We start from the raw sequence: 20,193 nt of genomic DNA, 5'->3' as shown, positions 1-20,193 counted from the left end.
CACCGTGGCGGCGCCGGTGCCGACGAGGTGGAACGCCTCGCGCCAGAGCGCCGCCTGGAGCCGGTTGGCGACGTGGCCGACGAGCTCGCGCCGCAGGCGGATCGGCCGCTTGCCGAGGTTTTGGTAGAACGCCATCGCGGCCGCGACGGCGCCCTCGTCGGTCCTCTCGCCGCCCAGGACCTCGACCAGCGGCACGAGATGGGGCGGGTTGAAGGGGTGGCCCAGCACCACCCGGCCGGGATGGCGGCAGGCCGCCTGGATCGCGCTCGGGGTGAGGCCGGAAGAGCTCGTCGCCAGCACCACGTCGGCCGCGGCCGCGGCGTCGAGCCGTCGATAGGTCTCGTGCTTGATCTCCAGGCGCTCGGGGCCGTTCTCCTGGACGAAATCGGCTTGCGCCGCCGCCTCCTCGGGCTCGGCCACGAAGGTCAGGCGTCCGGGCGAGGCGCCGGGAGCAAGGCCGATCTGCTCCAAGATCGGCCAGTGCCGGGCGACCGTCTCGCGCAACCGCGCTTCGGCGCCGGGGGCCGGATCGGTGGCGGTCACGTCGAGCCCGCGGGCGAGGCACTGCGACACCCACGACGCCCCGATGACGCCGGTGCCGATCACCGCCACCCGTCCGATGGCCGTGCGGTAGCCCGCAGCCGCTTCGCTCGCGTCATCCATCGCGGCGCCCTCCCTGGTCGGGTCTGCTGTCGGGGCTTGCCGCCCGATTGACCCATCGAGATAGTTATATCACATTACAAATCAGGTTTGGCAATCCGACGCGAACGGCCGGAGCGAGAATCGGAGGAGCGCCGCGATGGCGGAGGACCTGTCGGGCCTCGGTACCGAGTCCCTGGTCGTCACCCGGCGGGAGGCCGTGGCGATCGTCACCTTGTCCCGCCCGCACAAGCGCAACGCCCTCGACGACGGCATGGTGCTGGGGCTGGAGCGCATCGCCCGGGGACTTCCCGACGACGTGCGGGCGCTGGTCATCGCCGCGGAGGGCCCGCATTTCTGCGCCGGGCTCGATCTCGCGGAGCTGACCGAGCGCGACGCGCCGGCCGGGATGCTGCATTCGCGGATGTGGCACCGGGCCTTCCACGAGATCGAGTTCGGCCGGGTGCCGGTGGTCGCGGCGCTGAAGGGCGCGGTGATCGGCGGCGGGCTCGAACTGGCGCTCTCGGCCCATCTGCGGGTGGCCGAATCGTCCGCCTTCTACGCCCTGCCGGAGGGCCAGCGCGGCATCTTCGTCGGCGGCGGCGCCTCGGTGCGGCTGCCGCGGCTGATCGGCGTCTCGCGGATGCGCGACATGATGCTGACCGGCCGGGTCCACGATGCCGAGAGCGGCGAGCGGCTGGGCCTGTCGCACTACGTCGTGGCCCCGGGCGAGGGGCTGGAGCGGGCGATCGCCCTCGCCACCCGGGCGGCCGAGAACGCGCCGCTCACCAACTACGCCCTGATCCACGCCCTGCCGCGCATCGCCGAGGCCGACCCGGCGACGGGCTACCTGACCGAAGCGCTGATGACCGCGGTGGCGCAGAGCGACGCCGAGGCCAAGCGGCGGCTCTCGGAGTTCCTGGAGGGGCGGGCGAAGAAGGTGCGGGAATAGGGGAGGCGGGCTCGTCCGCGCCGGCCTCCCGTCCCCACCGCGTCATTCCGGGGCCGCGACAGCGGAGCCCGGAATCCAGAAACACGGAATGTCCCGTATCGAGCGGGACGCCTTCCGCTTCGTCTTGCACCACCCGCGGTTCTGGATCCCGGGCTCCGCTGCGCGGCCCCGGGATGACCCCGAGAGGCGAAACCCGAGAAGATAACAAGTCGGGCGCCGTTCCCCTCTCCCGTCTGGGAGAGGGGATCCCGCGCCTGATTTTTACTTGGGATCGTCAACACAACGCACCTGACATCATCCTCGTAAAACTCAAGACCCGGCACCAAGACCGGCCACCCCCCGGAGGAAACCATGCCACGCCGTCCCATCCGCCGGCTCGCGCCGGCGCTCGCCGCCCTCCTGTCCTTCCTCGCCCCCGCTGTCGCCGCCGAGCGGCCGGTGAAGATCGGCGTCCTCAACGACATGTCGGGGCCTTACGCCGACTACCAGGGCCAGGGCTCGGTCATCGCGGCGCAACTCGCCATCGAGGATTTTTCCAAACAGGCCGGGCGGCCGGTCGAGCTGGTCTCGGCCGACCACCAGAACAAGACCGATATCGGCGCCTCGATCGCCCGGCGCTGGTTCGACCAGGACGGTGTCGACCTGATCGTCGACGTGCCGAACTCCGCCGTGGCGCTCGCGGTGGCGAACCTGGCGCGGGAGAAGAACAAGGTGTTCATCGGCTCGGGCGCCGGCACCGCCGAGCTCACCGGCAAGCAATGCTCGCCCAACACCGTGCACTGGACCTACGACACCTGGTCGCTCGGCCACGCGCTCGCCAAGGCGCTGGTGCAGCAGGGCGGCAAGTCCTGGTACTTCCTCACCGCCGACTACACCTTCGGCAAGGACCTCGAAGGCTCGGCCACCGAGGAGGTCAAGGCGATGGGCGGCAGCGTGAAGGGTGCGGCGCGCCATCCGCTCGGCACCGCCGACTTCTCGTCCTTCCTGCTCCAGGCGCAAGGCTCGGGCGCCGACGTGATCGGGCTGGCCAATGCCGGCGACGACACCTCGAACGCCCTCAAGCAGGCGGCGGAGTTCGGCATCGCCCCGGCCCAGCGTCTCGCCGGGCTGATCCTCAACATCACCAACATGCCGGCGCTCGGCCTCGAGGCGACGCAGGGCGTCTACATCGTCACGCCGTATTACTGGGACCTCAACGACGGCACCCGGGCCTTCGCCGCGCGCTATGCCGCCCGCCACCCGCGCCACGCCATGCCGAACGACATGCAGGCCGGCGTCTACTCGGCGGTGGAGCATTACCTGAAGGCGCTCGCGACCGTGACGGATGCCGGCGACGGACGGGCGGTGGTGGCCGCCATGAAGGCGATGCCGACCGACGATCCGATCTTCGGCAAAGGCCGCATCCGCGAGGACGGGCGCAAGCTCCATCCGATGTACCTGCTCGAGACCAAGACCCCGGCCGAGAGCAAGGGCGGCTGGGACTACTTCAAGCCGGTCCGCACCGTGCCGGCGGAGGAGGCCTGGCGTCCGCTCGCCGAGGGCGGTTGCCCGCTGGTGAAGGGGTAGGGCGATGGAGACGCATCGTTTCACCGAGCGCGAGGACGGCAGCCTCGTCGTCACCGCGGCGGCGGCGCTGCCGCCCTACCCGGAGCGCCTGACCGCGCACCTGACCCGCCATGCCGCCGAGGCGCCGGAGAGACCGTTCCTGGTCCGGCGCGGGCAAGGCGGTGAGCCCCTGACCTACGGCGCGGCGCTCCGCGCCGTCGAGCGGATCGCCGCCGCCCTGCTCGCCCGGAACCTCTCGGCCGAGCGGCCGGTGATGATCCTGTCCGGCAACGGCTTCGAGCACGCGCTGCTGTCGCTCGCCGCCCTCCATGTCGGCATCGCGGTGGCGCCGGTCTCGCCGGCCTATTCCACCGTGTCGCAGGACCATTCCCGCCTGCGGGCGATCGTGGAACTGCTCACCCCCGGCCTCGTCTTCGCGGCGGAAGGCGCCCCTTACGCCGCCGCCATCGCGGCGGCGGTGCCGGCGGGCACGGAAGTGGTGATCGGTGACGGCGCGGCGATCGGCCGGCCGGCGACGCCGTTCGCCGACCTGCGGGCGGCCGAAGGTCCGGATGCCGTCGCCGCCGCCCACGCGGCGGTGGTGCCGGACACGGTGGCAAAGCTCCTGTTCACCTCCGGCTCCACCGGCGTGCCGAAGGCGGTGGTGAACACCCACCGGATGCTGAGCTCCAACCAGGCAATGCTCCAGGCGCGCTTCCCGGCGCTCACCGCCGAGCCGCCGGTGATGGTCGACTGGCTGCCCTGGCACCACACCTTCGGGGGCAACCACAACTTCAACCTGGTGCTGGCGAATGGCGGCACGCTGCACATCGACGAGGGACGGCCGACGCCGAGCGGCATCCGCGAGACGGTGCGGGCCCTGCGGGAGGTCGCGCCCACCCTCTACCTCACGGTGCCGAAGGGCTTCGAGGCGCTGGTGCCGCACCTGCGCGACGACGCGGCCCTACGCGAGAATTTTTTCAGCCGGCTCCAGGTCACCTTCTTCGCCGCCGCCGGCCTGCCGCAGCCGGTCTGGGACGCGATCGACGATCTCGCCCGCCGGACGATCGGCCGGACGGTGCCGATGGTGACGGGGCTCGGCGCCACCGAGACCGCACCGCTCGCCCTCGTCACCGACGACCGCCCGGCGCGGGCCGGCCAGGTCGGCCTGCCGGCACCGGGCGTCACGCTGAAGGTCGCGCCCGTCGGCGCCAAGCGCGAGGCGCGGGTGCGGGGCCCGAACGTCACCCCCGGCTACTGGCGCCGGCCGGACCTGACGGCGGCGGCCTTCGACGAGGAGGGCTTCTATCGCCTCGGCGACGCCCTGGTGCCGGTCGATCCCGCCGATCCTCACCGCGGCTTCACCTTCGACGGGCGCCTCAACGAGGATTTCAAGCTCACCACCGGGGTCTGGGTCAGCGTCGGTCCCCTGCGGGCCGCCTTCCTCGACGCGTTCCAGCCGCTGGTGCGCGACGTCGCCATCGCGGGCGAGGCGCGGGACGAGGTCGCGGCCCTGGTCTTTCCGGACATCGCCGCGTGCCGGGCCCTCTGCGGCGAGACCGGCGACGACGCGCGCATCCTCGCCCATCCGGCCCTGCGGCGGGACTTCGCCCGCCGCCTCGGCGCCTTCGCCGCCAAGTCCACCGGCTCGTCGAACCGCATCGCCCGGCTGCTGCTGCTCGCCGAACCCCCGGCCCTCGACCGCGACGAGGTGACCGACAAGGGCTCGATCAACCAGCGCGGCGTGCTGCGCAACCGGGCAGCGGCCGTAGACCTGCTCTACGCCGCGCCGTTTGAGGCCGCCATCATCACCCCGGAGACCGCATGACCGCGCCGCACGACAAGCCGCAGGACCGAGCGCCCGACCACGAGGGCTTCACCCATGCCCGTACGCTGACGGTGGAATGGGGTCATTGCGACCCCGCCGGCATCGTGTTCAACCCGCGCTTCTTCGACTTCTTCGACTGGTCGACCGCGCTGCTCTGCGAGGCCGCGACCGGGTTGCCGAAGGCCGGGATGCTGGCGCGCTACGACCTCCTCGGCATCCCGCTGGTCGAGACCGGCGCCCGCTTCCTGAAGCCCTCGCGCTACGGCGATGCGGTCGAGATCGTCTCGACGGTGGTGGAGGTCGGGCGATCGAGCTTTGCCGTGCGTCACCGCCTGCTCAATGGCGGGGAGCTCGCCGTCGAGGGCCGCGAGCGCCGGGTCTGGGCCGGCCGCCACCCCGACGATCCCGCCCGGATGAAGGCGGCCCCGATCCCCGAGGACCTGGTGCGGCGCTTCCGCGGGGAGTGAGCCTCACTCGGCTTCTTCCGCCCCCTCGTCCCCCGCCAAATCTCCCGCCACCTCCCGCGCCCCCTGCTCCAGGCGCCGCAGGAGGTCGAGGAGCGCCGACCGCTCTTGCGGGTTCAGGAAGGCGGCGATGCGCTCCTCGTGGGCGGCCTCGCGGCGGTGGAGTTCCGCCATCAGGGCCTCGCCGGCATCAGTCAGGAAGAGCGATTGCGAGCGGCGGTCCGTCGGGTCCGGCTCGCGGCGCACCAGGGCGCGGGCCTCCAGTTCGTCGAGGAGCGGGCCGATATTGGCCCGCTTGATGCCGATCGCCGCGCCGACCTGGCTCGGCCGCGCGCCCGGGCTGCCCTCGATCACCGTGAGCACGCCGAGCTGGCTCTGGCGCACGTCGAGATCGGCAAACAGCTCGACGAAGCTGCGCGACACAGCGACCTGCGCCCGCCGCAGGGTGTAGCCGATCAGGCCTTCGAGACGGGCGAGGCCCGGGGAATCTTCGCTCGGCAACGCTGGACGGGTCCGTGTTCGACCGTGGGACTGGTCCGCCACCTGCCCGCGAACGGGCCCGGGCGCAAGCGGGGTGGCGCGCCCGGATCCCGGCCCCTGGCGATCAGACTGCCGCCCGCGCCTCCCGGTCCCACGCGGCCTCGACCTCGAGCGAGCGCGTGTCGCGCTTGCAGGTGGCGAGCGCGGCGTCGCGCCCGTCCTCGCGGTAGGTCACGGCGAAGTCGCCCTTGCCCACCTCGCCCTCGATGCGGGGCTCCTCGGCCGAGCCGGCATGGCCGACGTAACGCAGGCTGGTGCCGTAATGCCCGCTCCAGAAGAACGGCGTCTCGGTGAACGGCGCCGTCTCGCCGAGCAGCACGCGGGCGACGTGCTGGCCCTGGCGCTGGGCATGGACCCAGTGCTCGACCCGCAGGGGCCGGCCGCTGCGCGGATCCGGATAGGACGCGACGTCGCCGATGGCGTAGATGCCGGGCGCCGACGCGGCGAGAGTGGCGTCGACCACGATGCCGCCGCCCGCATCCTTCTCGGCGAGCGCCAGGCCGGCCGCCTCGGCGAGGTCGGTGCGCGGCGAGACCCCGGTGCCGAGCACCACGAGGTCGGCCTCGATCCGGCTGCCGTCGTCGAGGGCGAGCGCCGTCCCGTCGAAGCCCTCGACCTTGCGCCCGAGCCGGAACGTCACGCCCTTCTCCTCGTGCAGGCCCTGCACGAAACGGCCGACCGCCTCGCCGAGAACCTTGGCCAGCGGTACGGCATCGGGCGCCACGACCGTGACGCGCTTCTCGCGGGCGATCATCGCGGCGGCGACCTCGAGACCGATGAAGCTCGCCCCCACCACGGCGACCGAGCGGGCCTTCTCGGCCGCCGCGATCAGGGCATCGGCGTCGGCGAGGCTGCGCAGGGTATGGACCTCGGGGCGGTCGAAGCCCGGCAGGTCGGGCGTCTGCGGCGCCGCGCCGGTGGCGATCACCAGGGCGTCGTAGGCCAGCCGCTCGCCGCCCGCGGTCACGATCTCCTCCGCGCCGAGATCGAGGGACACCACCCGGTCGCGCAGGAGCCGCGGGCCCTCGCCGCCGTAGAAGCTCTCGGGGGCGAGCCGCGTCTTCTCGCGGGGCGCCTTGCCGGAGAGGTACTGCTTCGAGCAGAAGGTGCGGTCGTAGGGCGGATCGGGATCGTCGCTCACCAGGGTCACGGCGGCGCCGTGGCCGGCCCGGGCCAGCCACTCGGCGCAGGCATGCCCCCCGGCCCCGCCGCCGACGATGACCACCTTGCCGGGCGACTTACCCAGAGAAGACTTACCCAGAGAAGAGTCGGCGGCTTCGCGGCGGCCGGTCACGGTGATGCGGCCGTCGCGCTCCTCGGCGCGGTAGCACGGCAGCGGCGCGAAGGCCGGAGCGCCGACCGCCTCGCCGGTCTCCAGGCTGAACCGGGCATGGTGCCAGGGGCACCGTATCTCGCCCTCGGCCACGATCCCCTTGGCGAGCGGCGCGCCGAGATGGGTGCAGCGGGCCCCGATCGCCGTCACCGCGCCGTCGCGGCGCAGGAGCAGCACCTTGTCCTCGCCGAGGGTGCCCTCGATCATCGCGCCCTCGGGCAGGTCGCCCGCCGGGATGCCGCGCGCGAAATCCGGCTTGTCGTCCGTCGTCCCGGTCTTCCCACCGCCCTCGGCCATCGTCCGCTCCCGTCCGTCGCGTCGTTCGTCGGCGGGCAACGCGCGGATGACCTTGCGGTGCCGTCAGGCGATGCCGCGGATGTCGAGGAGCAGGCGCTCGGGCCCGCGCAGGGACGCACCCGGCCGGTAGGGCGGCGGATCCTCGGCGAGGCGAGGCTCCCGCAGCCGGGCGACCAGAGCGGTCAGGGCCGCCTCGGCCTCGATGCGGGCGAGCGGCGCGCCGACGCAGTAATGCAGCGCGCCGCCGAAGCCGAAATGCTGGTTGTCCTCCCGGTCGGGGTCGAACCGGTCGGGATCGGGGAAGCGGGCCGGATCGCGGTTGCCGGCGGCGAAGAGCAGCACCAGGGGCACGCCCTGCGGGATCGTGACGCCGGCGACCGGGATCGGCGCCCGGGTGAGCCGGGTGCGGAAATGCACCGGCGGCTCGTAGCGCAGCAATTCCTCGATCACCCGCGGCGCCCGCTCCGGATCGGCCCGCAGGCGCGCCAGCTCGTCGGGATGGCGCAACAGCGTCAGCATCCCGTTGGTGATGAGGTTCACGGTGGTCTCGTGGCCGGCGATCAGGAGCAGGATCGCCGTGGCGACGAGGTCCGGGTCGCTCATCCGCCCGGCCTCCGGGTCCTTCGCCGTGGCGAGCCCCGACAGCATGTCGTCGGCGGGTGCGCGACGCTTCTCGCGGATCAGGTCGCGCATGTAGGCGGCGATGGCGTCGAACGTCTCGGTGTTGCGCGCCCGCAGGTCCGCGTCGTTGCGGCTCTCGGGCTCGAGGGCCGTGGCGAGCTGCGTCGCCCAGGCATGGAAGCGCGCCTCGTCCTCCCGCGGCACGCCGAGCATCTCGCAGATCACCGTGACGGGGAGCGGATAGGCGAGGTCGTCGACGAGGTCGAAGCGGGTCGCGCCCGAGCATGCCTTCAGGCACTCGTCGACCAGCGCCTCGGTGCGCCGCTTCATGCCCCGCACCCGCGCCACCGTGAACTGTCCCATCACCTGGCGCCGCAGCAGGCCGTGGTCGGGCGGATCGCGGAAGATGAAGGGGCGGTGGCGGTCGGTGATCCAGTCCTTGAGCGGGTTGACGAAAAAATCCTTGAGCGGGTTGCCGGTGGCCGGGTGCTCGGCCGGCGGCAGGTCCTCCGAGCTGACCCGGGGATCGTGCAGGAGGGCGCGGATCGCCGCGTAGCCGCTCGCCACCCAGGTGCCGTCGTCCTGGCGCGCGACGGGCTGCGCCCGCAGGCGGGCGTAGAGCGGGTAGGGATCGGCGCGGTTCGCGGGATCGCGGACCTGCGCGAACAGGGTGCCGTCGGTGTCGGTCATGGAGTGAGAACCTCGGATCGGGCGGCGCCGGTCAGGCGGCCTGCGCGGAGGGCAGGCCCGGCGGCACCGGTGCCGGGGAGGGCTGGTCGGCACCGCCGGTGATCGGCGGGAAGGGCGCGCCGTCCCGGATCGGCGCCTCGTAGGCCGGCAGCCAGCGCCCGGCATTGACCGCGACCGCCGCGATCGTGCGGCCCTCGCGGCCGTAGACCGCCAGGAACCGGCCGGTGCGCGGATCCCCCTGCACGATCGCCACGGCGTCGGCCTCCTCGGTCAGCCCGAGGGACTTGATGTTGAGGCCGAACTGGCTCGACCAGAAGGCCGGCAGCTCGGCATAGGCGCCCGCCGCCTCCGGTCCGTCCAGCATGGCGCGGGCCGCATGCGCCCCTTGCGCGACGGCGTTGCCCCAATGCTCCAGGGCGACCGGGCGGCCGCCGTAGAGCGGATGGGGAAAGCGCGCCACGTCGCCGGCGGCGAAGATCGCCTCGTCGGGCCGGCCCGCCTCGTCGAGGGCCCGGCAGGCGCCGTCGCAGGACAGCCCGCCCTCGTCGGCCGACAGGCCGCTGCCGGCGAGCCAAGCGGTGTTGCGCACCGCGCCCAGGGCCACCACGACGAGGTCGGCCTCGATCGTGCCGCCATCGGCCAGATGCGCGGCGCGCACCCGGCCGGCCCCGTCCCCTTCGAGCCGCGCGACACGGGCGCCGGGGCGCAGATCGACGCCCGACGCCTCCATCCGCCCGGCCATGAATCCGCCGAGCACGCGGCCGAGCGCCCGGGCGAGGGGCGCCGGTTCGGGATCGACCACCGTGACCGGCAGCCCGAGGGCGCGAATGCTGGAGGCGACCTCGCCGCCGATGAAGCCGGCACCCAGGATCAGCACCCGGCCCGGCCGGGCCGCGAGGCCGGCGGCGAGCGCCGCCGCGTCGTCGCGGCCGCGCAGGGTGTGGACACCCGACAGCCGCGCCTCGTCGGCCTGCGGCCAGGGCCGGGCGCGGGCGCCGGTGGCGATCAGCAGGCGGTCGAAGGGCAGGCGGGTGCCGTCGGCGAGGAGGAGCGCACGGCCGGCGCGGTCGAGGCCCGCGGCGGGGACGCCGAGGCGCCACTCGGCGTCGAGGGTGCCGACGCCCGGCAGGGTCGTGGCCCCGGCGTCGACCTCGCCGGTGAGGACGTGCTTGGAGAGAGGAGGGCGGTCGTAGGGGCGGTGGGGCTCGTCGCCGACGAGGATCAGGCGGCCGGCGAACCCGCCCCGCCGCAGGGCCTCGGCCCCGTGCAGGCCCGCGAGCGAGGCACCCGCGACCACGATGGTCCCGTCCCTCACGCCGCCCGCTCCGCCGGCCCGTCGTGCTCGACCCGGATGGCGCGAACCGGGCAGGCCTGCACCGCCCGGTCGATGGCGGCCCGCTCCGCGGCTGGCGGCGCCGGGTCGTAGGCCAGGATCTCGTCGCCCTGCAGCACGAACCGCTCCGGCGCGGCGTAGCAGCACTGGGCGTAGGCCTGACACCGGTTCAAGTCGACGACGACGCGCATCCGCGGCTCCCGGACAATTCGACGGAGAAAACCGAAGTCGCCGGGTCGGGTTCCGGCACCGCTTGAGACGGCAGCGTGGCCGACGAGCTCGCCCGTGCTTGTTATGTCAAAGGCATCGATTCCGTCGAGAATCCGACCCACGTCGACAGATAATCCTTGCGTTTCAGGTCAACGCGAACTTAAGGATACGACACCGATTTGCAGTGACTCCCGAGCCTCAGGCATGGACGATAACGCCAACACTCACGATCAGATCGTTACGCTGACGGCCGATATCATCTCGGCATATGTCAGCAGCAATCATCTGCAAGGTGCGGAGCTGCCGAAGCTGATCGCCGACGTCTTCAGTGCATTGAACGAGGTCGCGAAGGGTGGTAAAGCCGCTCCTGAACCGGCTCATCCCAAGGCGACGCCGGCGGAGATCCGCCGATCGATCAGCCACGACTTCCTGGTCAGCTTCGAGGACGGCAAGTCCTACAAGACCCTGCGCCGTCATCTGACCCTGCGCGGGCTGACGCCCGAGGCCTATCGCCAGAAATGGGGCCTGCCGCTCGACTACCCGATGACCTCGGCGAGCTATTCCGAGCAGCGCTCGGAACTGGCGCGCTCCCTCGGCCTCGGCCAGCAGCGCCGCCGCAGCGCCGCGCAGGCCGTCGAGGAAACGGACGACATGGCCGAACTCCCCACCGCGGAACCGGCCGAGGCGACGGAGGCCGGCATGCTCCCGGAGAACGAGGCGCAAGGCGAGCCCAAGCCTCGCCGCGGTCGCCGCAGCACCTGAACGCCTGTTCCTCCAGGCGATGGGGCGCGGGCGGTGAGCGATCCCGCCCGATCCCCCATCCCGGGAGGGCGATCACCCCGCGATCGACCGTCCCCTCGGGACGAGGATTGAATGTCGAGGCGCGCGATCGAACGAGGCCGCGCGATTCGACCGGCATGACGGAGCCCGAGAGGGCGTAATCCCTGCGCCGCGTCAGCCCGGCCGCGGCGACCCGCGATCGGCCCGCGCCAGGGCCGCGAAGGCCCGGGCCACCGCGACGGCGCCCGGATCCTCCACCCCGGCGAGATCGGCGGCGGCGAGGTAGCTCGACCGTCCGGTGCCGGCCCGGGTCATGCCGGCGGTGGCGGCGGCGCCCGCTTCCGCGGCCCGCGCCGCTCCGGGAAGGCCGCCGGCCGGCAGCGCGTCGAGGGCCGGCATCAGGGCGTCGAGCAGGGTGCGGTCGCCGGGCTTCGCCCCGCCATGGGCCTGGAGGCGCGCCGCGCCCGCGGTCAGCGCCGCGGGCCAGTCCGCGCCCTCGGCCAAAGCCGAGCCGGCGGCGGCGAAGAAGATCGACATCAGCACCCCGCTCGATCCGCCGGCCACCCGGGCGAGGCGCTCCGACAGCGCGTGGCACAAGGCGGCGGGCTCGGCCTGGGGCAGCCGGTCGAGATCGGCCAGCACCGCCCGGGCGGCGGTCGCGAAGGTGGTGCCGGTGTCGCCGTCACCGACCCGCGCATCGAGGGCGTTGAGGTCCGTCTCCGCCGCGGCCAGCGCCGTGCAGACCGCGGTGATCGCCCCGGCCACCGCCGGATCGTGCGACGCCGCGGGCGCCTGGCTCCGCCGGGCGAGCCGAGCGGGCAAGGGGAGCGTCGCGGATGCGACCACCGGGACCGCGAGCGGCCAGGCCGGCGCGTCGGTCGCGGCCGTCAGCGCCGCCTCGGTCTCGGCCGCGAGGGGCATGAGCGAGAGCGAGGCGCCGTACATGTCGAGGGCCGTCATGGCGGCGGCGGGCCCGAGGAGCAGGCGCACCCGGGCCCCGAGGGGCGTCGCCAGCACCGCCCGGGCGAGCACCTGCATCTCCAGCGCCGTGGCGCCGCCGAGGTTGTTGACGAGGAGGGCGAGGGGACCGTCCGCCGGCAGGGTCTCGGCGAGGCGCGCGGCCATCAGCCGGGCGAGGTCGTCGGCGGCCGGCAGGGCGATGCGCTCGATGCCGGGCTCGCCGTGGATGCCGAGGCCGAGCTCGGCCTCGCCGGGGGCGAGGCGGGCCTCCCGGGTCCCGCCCGGCAGGGTGCAGCCCGAGACCGCGATGCCGAGGGAGCGGATCCCGGCGGCGGCCGTGCGGGCGGCATCCGCCACCTCGGCCAGGGACCGGCCGGATTCGGCGGCGTGGCCCGCCACCTTATGGACCAGGAGCGTGCCGGCGATGCCGCGGGGCTGGGCCGCACCGGGGATCGCGATGTCGTCGGCGACCGTGACCGTCTCGACGGCCAGGCCGAGGGCCCGGGCACGCTCCGCGGCGAGCCCGAAATTCAGCCGGTCGCCGGCATAGTTCTTGATGATCAGAAGGCAGCCCGCCGGCCCGGTCACCGCCAGGATCCCGGCCAGCACCGCATCGACGGAGGGCGACGCGAACACGTCGCCGCAGACCGCCGCGGTGAGGAGGCCGCGCCCGACGAAGCCCGCATGGGCCGGCTCGTGCCCCGAGCCGCCCCCGGAGACGAGGGCGACCCGGTCCGCCGCCCAGCCGGCCCGTACGACGACCCGGATCGCGGGATCGCCGTCGAGCCGGGCGAGGCGCCCGCCGCTGCCGGAGACGAGGCCGTCCACCGCCTCCGCCACCAGGGCGGCGCGGTCGTTGATGAAGTGGGCCATCCGGTCGGTCCTCCCCCGAGCATCGTCCGCCGATGCAGGTGCCGGTTCGGCGGACGATGCAGACACGGCAATCCGGGCGGAGCCGCTCCGGTCCGCCCCGCTCGGCGGCGCCCGGTCGCGATCCGCCCGCCGCGGCCGATCCTGCCAAAAGCGTGGCCCATCCGCCATCACGGCGACGCATCGGCCCGGCCGGGGCCGAACGGCTTTGCCGAATCCGCTCCTTCGGGCGATAAGACGCGACACATTCGGGTCGGCACCTTCCCCGCACCGCCGGACCCGACCCTCGACCCTCGCCGGGGCCACGACGCAGCGGCGCGAGCCCGATCCCCAGGTGAACGCCGCGACGACGATGAGCGACCCCCTTGCGTTCCTGGCCGGCGGCGGCCGTGCGGCCGAAATGATCCGCGCGCGCGACTGGACGGGCCATCCGCTCGGGCCCCCGGCGACCTGGCCGGATTCCCTGCGCACGGCGCTCGCCCTGGTGCTGAACTCGCCCGAGAGCATGATCCTGGCCTGGGGGCCGGACCTCCACTTCTTCTTCAACGAGACCTACTTCCCGCTGCTCGGCCCCCGCCTCGACTGGGCGATGGGCGAGCGCTTCGACCGCGTCTGGGCCGATGGCTGGGAGCAGGCCAAGCCCATCATCGAGGACGCCTTCGCGGGGCGGAGCCGCCGCTTCGTCGACCTGCCCTGGAAGCTCGGCACCGACCGGGGCGAGGCCGACACCTGGTGGACCTTCTCGTACTCGCGCGTCCTCGACGGCGAGGGCCGCGTCGCGGGTCTCTTCATCCTCACCAACGAGACCACCGCCCAGGTGACCGCGACGCGGCAGCTGCGCGAGAGCGAGGCGATCGCCCGGCAGAACATCGATCGGGTCCAGCTCGCCCTGTCGGCCGGCGCGATCATCGGCACCTGGTTCTGGGACCTGCCGACCGACCGCTTCACCGTCGACGAGGCCTTCGCCCGCAGCTTCGGCCTCGATCCGGCCTTGGGCCGCGAAGGCCTGAGCCTGGAGCAGGTGATCGAGACCGTGCATCCCGACGACCGGGCCGGCCTGATCGCGGCGATCGACGCGGTGGTGATCCGCGGCGGCACCTACGCGCACCAGTACCGCACCCGGCGCGCCGACGGGCGATATTACTGGCTGGAGGCGAACGGGCGGGTCGACCACGCGCCGGACGGCACCCCGCTGAGCTTCCCGGGCGTCCTGATCGACGTGAACGAGCGCCGCGCCGTCGAGGCCGAGCGCGACCGCGCCATCGCCCAGCTGCGGACGCTGACCGAGACCCTGGAGCAGCGCGTCGCCGAGCAGACCGCCGAGCTGATGCGGGCCGAGGAGGCGTTGCGCCAGTCGCAGAAGATGGAGGCGGTGGGCCAGCTCACCGGGGGGCTCGCCCACGACTTCAACAACCTGCTCGCCGGCATCTCGGGCTCCCTCGAACTGATGCAGACGCGCATCGGCCAGGGCCGCCTCAAGGAGGTCGACCGCTACGTCGCCGCCGCGCAGGGCGCGACACGCCGTGCCGCGGCGCTGACCCACCGGCTCCTCGCCTTCTCGCGGCGCCAGACGCTCGACCCGCGCCCGACCGACGTCAACCGCCTCGTCGCCGGCATGGAGGAGCTGATCCGCCGCACCGTCGGCCCGGCGATCGAGATCGCGGTCTCGGGGCCGGCCGACCTCTGGACCGTCCTCGTCGATCCGCCCCAGCTCGAGAACGCGCTCCTCAACCTCTGCATCAACGCGCGTGACGCGATGCCGGACGGCGGGAGGATCGGGATCGAGACCGCGCATCTGAGCCTCGACGCGGCGGCCGCCCGCGCGCACGAGATGCCGCCGGGCGACTACCTGTCGCTCTCCGTCACCGATACCGGCACCGGGATGGCGCCCGAGGTGGTGCGGCGCGCCTTCGATCCGTTCTTCACCACCAAACCCATCGGCCAGGGCACGGGCCTCGGCCTGTCGATGATCTACGGCTTCACCCAGCAATCGGGCGGGCAGGTGCGGATCACCTCCGAGGTCGGGCGCGGCACCACCGTGACGCTCACCCTGCCGCGCCACCACGGCGCCTCGGATGCCGAGGCGGTGCAACCCCTCCGGGGCGAGACGCCCCGGGCCGAGTGCGGCGAGACCGTGCTGATCGTCGACGACGAGCCGACCGTGCGGATGCTGGTGACCGAGGTGCTGGAGGATCTCGGCTACACGGCGATCGAGGCGGCGGACGGCGCGGGGGGCTTGCGCGTGCTGCAATCGGATGTGCGCATCGACCTCCTCGTCACCGATGTCGGCCTGCCCGGCGGCATGAACGGCCGCCAGATGGCGGATGCGGGCCGGGCCTTGCGGCCGGGCCTGAAGGTGCTGTTCATCACCGGCTACGCCGAGAACGCGGCCCTGGGGACCGGCCAGCTCGAGCCGGGCACCGCGGTGCTGACGAAGCCCTTCGTGGTCGAGGCGCTCGCCCTGCGCATTCGCCGGATGATCGAGCAGGGATAGGCCGCGACGCACGGCCGATCGACGGCCTAGAGCGCTTCACGATCGCGTTGCAATCGCGAAGCTCTCTAAGTCTTTGTTTTACCGCATTTTCTTCGACGAACCGGCATCCACTTCGTCGGAAAACGCTCTAGGCCGCCGCTCCGTCACACCACGTTAAGCCCAATCTGATTGAACGCGAGGCAACTCAAGAAAGTCCAGGGACGCCCGCATGTTCGCCTCCGCCCGTCGCGCCAGCTCCACCGCCAAGCTGGACGCCCTCGAGCGATCCCAGGCCACCGTGGCGTTCGACCTCGACGGGGTGCTGCTCGAAGCGAACGGGAATTTCCTGCGGCTGATGGGCTACGACCTGGAAGAGGTGCGCGGCCGCCACCACCGCCTGTTCGTCGATCCCGCCGAGGCCGCGGACCCCGCCTACGCGGCGTTCTGGGCGTCCTTGCGCCGGGGCGAGTTCCAGAGCGCGGAGTACCGCCGGCTGGCCAAGGGCGGGCGCGAGGTCTGGATCCGCGCCAGCTACAACCCGGTGCTCGACGCCCGCGGCCGGCCGATCCGGATCGTCAAGTTCGCCCTCGACATCACCGCCGAGAAGCAGGCGGCGATCGATTCCGCCGGCCAGATCACCGCCATCAACCGCTCGCAGGCGGTGATCCACTTCGCCCCCGACGGGACGATCCTCGACGCCAACCCGCGCTTCCTCGCGGCGATGGGCTACGATCTCGAGGAGGTGCGCGGCCGCCACCACCGCCTGTTCGTGACCGAGGCGGAGGCGGAATCGCCGGATTACCGCGAGTTCTGGGCGCGGCTCGCCCGCGGCGAGTTCCACGGCGGCGAGTTCAAGCGGCGGGGCAAGGATGGCGGCGACGTCTGGATCCAGGCGACCTACAACCCGATCCTCGACGCGACCGGGCGCACGATCAAGATCGTCAAGTACGCCGCCGACATCACCGCCGCCAAGCAGCACGCCGCCGACACCGCGGGCAAGATCGAGGCGGCGCTCCGCTCGCAGGCGGTGATCGAGTTCGACATGGACGGCGTCGTGCTCGATGCCAACGCCCACTTCCTGAAGGCGATGGGCTACGGCCTCGACGAGATCGTCGGCCGCCACCACCGCCTGTTCGTCTCCCCCGACCAGGCCGGGAGCCCGGGCTACGCCGAGTTCTGGGCGAACCTGCGCGCCGGGCGCTACGCCTCCGCGGTGTTCCAGCGGGTCGGCAAGGGCGGCCGGGAGGTGTGGATCCAGGCCACCTACACCCCGGTCTTCGACCTCGACGGGCGGCCGAGCAAGGTGATCAAGTTCGCCACCGACGTCACCCACAGCATGACCGTCCGGGCCCGGGCGATCGGCGCCGCCGAGCGGGCCTTGAGCCGCGTCCAGGCGGTGTCGAGCGCCGCCGAGGAGATGCACCGGACCTCGACGGCGATCGCCACCCAGATGGAGCGGTCGCGCCACGCGGTCGACGAGATCCAGGAACGGATGGGCGCGGCGGGCACCGCCACCGGGCGACTCGACGAGGCCGCCCAGGCGATGAACGGGGTCGTCGAGGCGATCACCGCCATCGCCGAGCAGATCAACCTGCTGGCGCTCAACGCCACCATCGAGGCGGCCCGGGCGGGACCGGCCGGCCGGGGCTTCGCCGTGGTGGCGGCCGAGGTGAAGAACCTCGCCGGCCAGGCCCGGGCCGCGACGGACCGGATCTCGGGCGAGATCGGCGCGATGCAGGCGGTCTCCCGCGAGGTCGCCGACGCCCTCGGCTCGATCCGCGGTGCGGTCGACGCGGTCCAGGGCTTCATCGCCGAGACGACCGCCGCCAGCGAGCGCCAGCGCGCGACGACCGGCGAGGTCAGCCACAACGTCCAGACCACGGCGGCGGGCGTCGCCGACCTGGCCGGCAGCCTCGACGAGTGGCTGGTCGGCGTCGAGGAGCGGCGGATCGGCGAGCGGGTGCGGACCTCGAAGCCCGGACAGGTCACGGTGCCGGCGGGTCCGGGCCCGGAGGAGACGCTCTCCTGCATCGTGCTCAATCTCTCCGAAACCGGCGCCAAGCTCGGCCTCGACCGGCCGCTGCGGCTGCCGGTCCGGATCCTGCTCCGGATCGAGGGCGGACCGGCACGACCCTGCGAGGTCGTGCGCCAGCACGGCGTCGAGGTCGGCGTGCGGTTCATGGCGTGATTGCCGGAGGGTGCCGAACCACCAAGATGTTTTGCACCGAAAAATATCCGATTAGCCGGCTATTCGTCATGATCGGTGCGGCGTCGTAGCAGGTATCCCAGAAATCGTGTCATCTCCCGACCGGCCCCGCGAGGGCCGCAACGACACCAGGGAGCGACACGATGCCGACGCCCGCCCGCGACGCGGTCGCGGTGGAGGATGCCAGCCTCACCGCCTTCTACCGCGACATGACCCCGCCGGAGCGCCACACCTTCTGGGCCTGCGCCGCCGGCTGGGCCCTCGACGGCATGGACTTCATGATCTACCCGCTGGTGATCGGCACGATCATCAAGCTGTGGAGCGTCGATGCCGGCACGGCCGGGCTCGCCGCCACCGTGACCCTGCTCGCCTCGGCGCTCGGCGGCTGGCTCGCCGGCTACCTCGCCGACCGGATCGGGCGGGTCCTGACGCTCCAGATCACCATCCTGTGGTTCTCGTTCTTCTCCCTGGTCTGCGCCTTCGCGCAGGATTTCTCGCAGCTGCTGATCGCCCGCGCGCTGCTGGGCCTCGGCTTCGGCGGCGAGTGGGCGGCGGGCGCCGTGCTGATGGGCGAGACCATCCGGGCGCAGTATCGCGGCCGTGCCGTCGGCTCGGTGCAGTCGGGCTGGGCGATCGGCTGGGGCATGGCGGTCCTGTCCCAGGCCATCCTGTTCTCGGTGCTGCCGCCCGAGACCGCCTGGCGCTGGATGTTCGTGATCGGGGCCGCCCCCGCCCTCCTGGTCTTCTACCTGCGCCGCTACGTCGAGGAGCCGCGGGTCGCCGTCGAGAGCCGGGCCCGGGCCGCCGCCACCGGCGACCGTCCGGCGATCTGGGAGATCTTTTCCGGTCCGCTCCTGCGCACCACCATCCTCGCCTCGCTGATGTCGGCGGGCTGCCAGGGCGGCTACTACGCCATCACGACCTGGCTGCCGCGCTTCCTCACCACCGAGCGCGGTCTGTCGATCGTCTCCTCGACCGGCTACCTCGCCGCCCTGATCGTGGGTTCATTTGCCGGCTATCTCGCCGGAGCCTGGCTCGCCGACCGCCTCGGGCGCCGGCCCCTGTTCCTGATCTTCTCGCTCGGTGCCATTGCGGTGATCCTGGTCTACACGCAGATCCCGCTCTCGAACGCGGTCCTGTGGGTGCTGGGCTTCCCTCTGGGCTTCTTCGCCTCGGGCTACTTCTCGGGCATGGGCGCGTTCCTCACCGAGCTCTACCCGACGCGCCTGCGCGGCTCGGGCCAGGGCTTCTGCTACAATTTCGGCCGCGGGATCGGCGCCCTGTTCCCCGCCCTCGTGGGCTATCTCTCGGCGAGCATGAGCCTGGCGAGCGCCATCGCGATCTTCGCGGCCGCCGCCTACGGGGTGTTCTTCCTCACGGCCTACGCCCTGCCCGAGACCCGCGGAAAAGTGCTGCATGCCGATGGCTGAGATCCGCGACTGTCCCGGGCCCGCCCCGCATCCGCGCGGACCCACCCGGTTCACCGTGCCGGCGGGCGCGGTCGACACCCACGCCCACGTCATCGGCCTGCCGCCGGACTACCCCTTCGTGGCCGCGCGCAGCTACACGCCGCCGCACGCCGCGGCGGAGTCGTACCTCGCCATGCTCGACGCCACCGGCATGACGCATGGCGTGCTGATCCAGGTCAGCGTCCACGGCACCGACAACCGGCTGATGGTCGAGACCCTGCGGGCGCATCCGCGGCGCCTGCGCGGCATCGCGGTCGTCCCGCTCGGGCTGCCCGAGGCGGAGCTGGCATCGCTCAAGGAGGCGGGCGTGGTGGGGCTTCGCCTCAACGTGCTCTATGGCGGCGGGGTCGGCTTCGAGGCGGTGGAGGCCTACGGCGCGCTCTGCCGCGAGATGGGCTGGCACCTGCAGTTCCTGATCGACGCGCGCAGCCTGCCGCCGCTCGCTGGGCGCCTCTCCCGGCTGCCGGTGCCGTTCTGCATCGACCATATGGGCCATTTCCCGACCTCCTGCGGGGTCGGGGACGAGGGCTTCCGCACCCTCGTGTCGCTCGTGCGCGACGGCGCCTGGGTCAAGCTCTCGGGCGCCTACCGCAACTCCGTCGCCGGCCCGCCCTACGCCGACACGGTGCCGTTCGCCCGCGCGCTCCACCAGGCGGCGCCGGAGCGCTGCGTCTGGGGCTCGGACTGGCCGCACGTCGCGCATTGGGGGCCGATGATGAATGTCGGCGACCTCCTCGACCTCCTGGCCGAGTGGGTGCCCGACGAGGCCGACCGGCACCGGGTGCTGGTGGAGAATCCGGCCCGGCTCTACGGGTTCTGAGCGACGGGGCGGCCGTCGCGACGTCCGCCCCGTCCTCCGTCGGATCCCGCTACGGCCGCGGCCAGCCGAGCAGCCGCCCCGGCGCGAAGGCCGCCACCGGCACCTGCGGCGTGCGGCCGGTGGCGAGGTCGGCGACGAGGCGGCCGGTGATCGGGCCGGTCGA

The 20,193-nt window shown here is 72.9% G+C and carries 16 protein-coding genes; 9 read left to right on the top strand and 7 right to left on the bottom strand.

Annotation, left to right across the window (positions count from 1 at the left end; translation table 11 throughout):
• Positions 1-663 (bottom strand): 3-hydroxyacyl-CoA dehydrogenase NAD-binding domain-containing protein (locus QR78_RS26085; RefSeq protein WP_048430512.1); only part of this gene is annotated, 663 nt, incomplete at its 3' end.
• 136 nt (positions 664-799) lie between these two features.
• Here QR78_RS26085 and QR78_RS26080 point away from each other — a divergent pair.
• The 4 genes from QR78_RS26080 (at position 800) to QR78_RS26065 (ending at position 5,431) form a co-directional block, all read left to right on the top strand.
• Positions 800-1,591 carry a crotonase/enoyl-CoA hydratase family protein gene (locus tag QR78_RS26080; RefSeq protein ID WP_048430511.1) on the top strand — a complete coding sequence of 264 codons (792 nt, stop codon included), beginning with the start codon at positions 800-802 and terminating at the stop codon, positions 1,589-1,591.
• 351 nt (positions 1,592-1,942) lie between these two features.
• Complete coding sequence (locus QR78_RS26075; protein ID WP_048430510.1) at positions 1,943-3,157, top strand: ABC transporter substrate-binding protein; 1,215 nt, start codon at positions 1,943-1,945, stop codon at positions 3,155-3,157.
• Positions 3,158-3,161: 4 nt separating this feature from the next.
• Positions 3,162-4,964, top strand: a complete 1,803-nt coding sequence (locus tag QR78_RS26070) for a feruloyl-CoA synthase (RefSeq protein ID WP_048430509.1) — start codon at positions 3,162-3,164, stop codon at positions 4,962-4,964.
• Positions 4,961-5,431 (top strand): acyl-CoA thioesterase, encoded by a 471-nt coding sequence (locus QR78_RS26065; protein WP_048430508.1) that lies wholly within the window; start codon positions 4,961-4,963, stop codon positions 5,429-5,431. The genes QR78_RS26070 and QR78_RS26065 overlap by 4 nt, the downstream gene beginning before the upstream one ends.
• A gap of 3 nt (positions 5,432-5,434) precedes the next feature.
• On the opposite strand, the gene QR78_RS26060 is transcribed toward QR78_RS26065, so the two are convergent.
• The 5 genes from QR78_RS26060 to QR78_RS26040 form a co-directional block, all read right to left on the bottom strand.
• Entirely contained in the window at positions 5,435-5,929 is a 495-nt protein-coding gene (locus QR78_RS26060; protein WP_048430507.1) for a MarR family winged helix-turn-helix transcriptional regulator, read from the bottom strand.
• Between the two features lie 103 nt (positions 5,930-6,032).
• Positions 6,033-7,598 (bottom strand): FAD-dependent oxidoreductase, encoded by a 1,566-nt coding sequence (locus tag QR78_RS26055; protein ID WP_053221095.1) that lies wholly within the window; start codon positions 7,596-7,598, stop codon positions 6,033-6,035.
• A 63-nt stretch (positions 7,599-7,661) separates the two neighbouring features.
• Positions 7,662-8,909 carry a cytochrome P450 gene (locus QR78_RS26050; protein ID WP_048430506.1) on the bottom strand — a complete coding sequence of 416 codons (1,248 nt, stop codon included), beginning with the start codon at positions 8,907-8,909 and terminating at the stop codon, positions 7,662-7,664.
• 31 nt (positions 8,910-8,940) lie between these two features.
• Positions 8,941-10,224 carry an NAD(P)/FAD-dependent oxidoreductase gene (locus QR78_RS26045; protein WP_048430505.1) on the bottom strand — a complete coding sequence of 428 codons (1,284 nt, stop codon included), beginning with the start codon at positions 10,222-10,224 and terminating at the stop codon, positions 8,941-8,943.
• Positions 10,221-10,433 (bottom strand): ferredoxin, encoded by a 213-nt coding sequence (locus QR78_RS26040; RefSeq protein ID WP_048430504.1) that lies wholly within the window; start codon positions 10,431-10,433, stop codon positions 10,221-10,223. Before QR78_RS26040 ends, QR78_RS26045 begins: the two co-directional genes overlap by 4 nt.
• A 223-nt stretch (positions 10,434-10,656) precedes the next feature.
• Between QR78_RS26040 and QR78_RS26035 the strand changes: the two genes are divergently transcribed.
• Positions 10,657-11,214, top strand: a complete 558-nt coding sequence (locus QR78_RS26035; RefSeq protein ID WP_082171834.1) for a Ros/MucR family transcriptional regulator — start codon at positions 10,657-10,659, stop codon at positions 11,212-11,214.
• Between the two features lie 192 nt (positions 11,215-11,406).
• Here the strand turns inward: QR78_RS26035 and QR78_RS26030 are convergent, their stop codons facing one another.
• The gene (locus QR78_RS26030) at positions 11,407-13,065 is read right to left on the bottom strand and encodes a dihydroxyacetone kinase subunit DhaK (RefSeq protein ID WP_048430503.1); all 1,659 of its coding nucleotides are present in this window, start codon (positions 13,063-13,065) and stop codon (positions 11,407-11,409) included.
• Between the two features lie 349 nt (positions 13,066-13,414).
• Between QR78_RS26030 and QR78_RS26025 the strand changes: the two genes are divergently transcribed.
• From QR78_RS26025 to QR78_RS26010, 4 genes are all read left to right on the top strand, one after another.
• The gene (locus QR78_RS26025) at positions 13,415-15,556 is read left to right on the top strand and encodes a hybrid sensor histidine kinase/response regulator (protein WP_048430514.1); all 2,142 of its coding nucleotides are present in this window, start codon (positions 13,415-13,417) and stop codon (positions 15,554-15,556) included.
• A gap of 208 nt (positions 15,557-15,764) precedes the next feature.
• The gene (locus QR78_RS26020; RefSeq protein WP_048430502.1) at positions 15,765-17,723 is read left to right on the top strand and encodes a PAS domain S-box protein; all 1,959 of its coding nucleotides are present in this window, start codon (positions 15,765-15,767) and stop codon (positions 17,721-17,723) included.
• Between the two features lie 161 nt (positions 17,724-17,884).
• Entirely contained in the window at positions 17,885-19,171 is a 1,287-nt protein-coding gene (locus QR78_RS26015; protein ID WP_048430501.1) for an MFS transporter, read from the top strand.
• Positions 19,164-20,030, top strand: coding sequence for an amidohydrolase family protein (locus QR78_RS26010; RefSeq protein ID WP_048430513.1), 867 nt, complete (start codon positions 19,164-19,166; stop codon positions 20,028-20,030). Before QR78_RS26015 ends, QR78_RS26010 begins: the two co-directional genes overlap by 8 nt.
• Positions 20,031-20,193 lie beyond the last annotated feature (163 nt).

Source organism: Methylobacterium indicum, assembly GCF_001043895.1.
Lineage (GTDB): Bacteria > Pseudomonadota > Alphaproteobacteria > Rhizobiales > Beijerinckiaceae > Methylobacterium > Methylobacterium indicum.
The sequence above is the reverse complement of the archived record's forward strand: the minus strand, read 5'-3'. Positions and strand labels throughout refer to the sequence as shown.

Bases quoted from the DNA above. Each gene is read 5' to 3' on its own strand.
- QR78_RS26080 (WP_048430511.1), top strand. From the start codon at position 800: ATGGCGGAGGACCTGTCGGGCCTCGGTACCGAGTCCCTGGTCGTCACC.
- QR78_RS26075 (WP_048430510.1), top strand. From the start codon at position 1,943: ATGCCACGCCGTCCCATCCGCCGGCTCGCGCCGGCGCTCGCCGCCCTC.
- QR78_RS26070 (WP_048430509.1), top strand. From the start codon at position 3,162: ATGGAGACGCATCGTTTCACCGAGCGCGAGGACGGCAGCCTCGTCGTC.
- QR78_RS26065 (WP_048430508.1), top strand. From the start codon at position 4,961: ATGACCGCGCCGCACGACAAGCCGCAGGACCGAGCGCCCGACCACGAG.
- QR78_RS26055 (WP_053221095.1), bottom strand. From the start codon at position 7,598: ATGGCCGAGGGCGGTGGGAAGACCGGGACGACGGACGACAAGCCGGAT.
- QR78_RS26050 (WP_048430506.1), bottom strand. From the start codon at position 8,909: ATGACCGACACCGACGGCACCCTGTTCGCGCAGGTCCGCGATCCCGCG.
- QR78_RS26040 (WP_048430504.1), bottom strand. From the start codon at position 10,433: ATGCGCGTCGTCGTCGACTTGAACCGGTGTCAGGCCTACGCCCAGTGC.
- QR78_RS26035 (WP_082171834.1), top strand. From the start codon at position 10,657: ATGGACGATAACGCCAACACTCACGATCAGATCGTTACGCTGACGGCC.
- QR78_RS26030 (WP_048430503.1), bottom strand. From the start codon at position 13,065: ATGGCCCACTTCATCAACGACCGCGCCGCCCTGGTGGCGGAGGCGGTG.
- QR78_RS26025 (WP_048430514.1), top strand. From the start codon at position 13,415: ATGAGCGACCCCCTTGCGTTCCTGGCCGGCGGCGGCCGTGCGGCCGAA.
- QR78_RS26020 (WP_048430502.1), top strand. From the start codon at position 15,765: ATGTTCGCCTCCGCCCGTCGCGCCAGCTCCACCGCCAAGCTGGACGCC.
- QR78_RS26015 (WP_048430501.1), top strand. From the start codon at position 17,885: ATGCCGACGCCCGCCCGCGACGCGGTCGCGGTGGAGGATGCCAGCCTC.
- QR78_RS26010 (WP_048430513.1), top strand. From the start codon at position 19,164: ATGGCTGAGATCCGCGACTGTCCCGGGCCCGCCCCGCATCCGCGCGGA.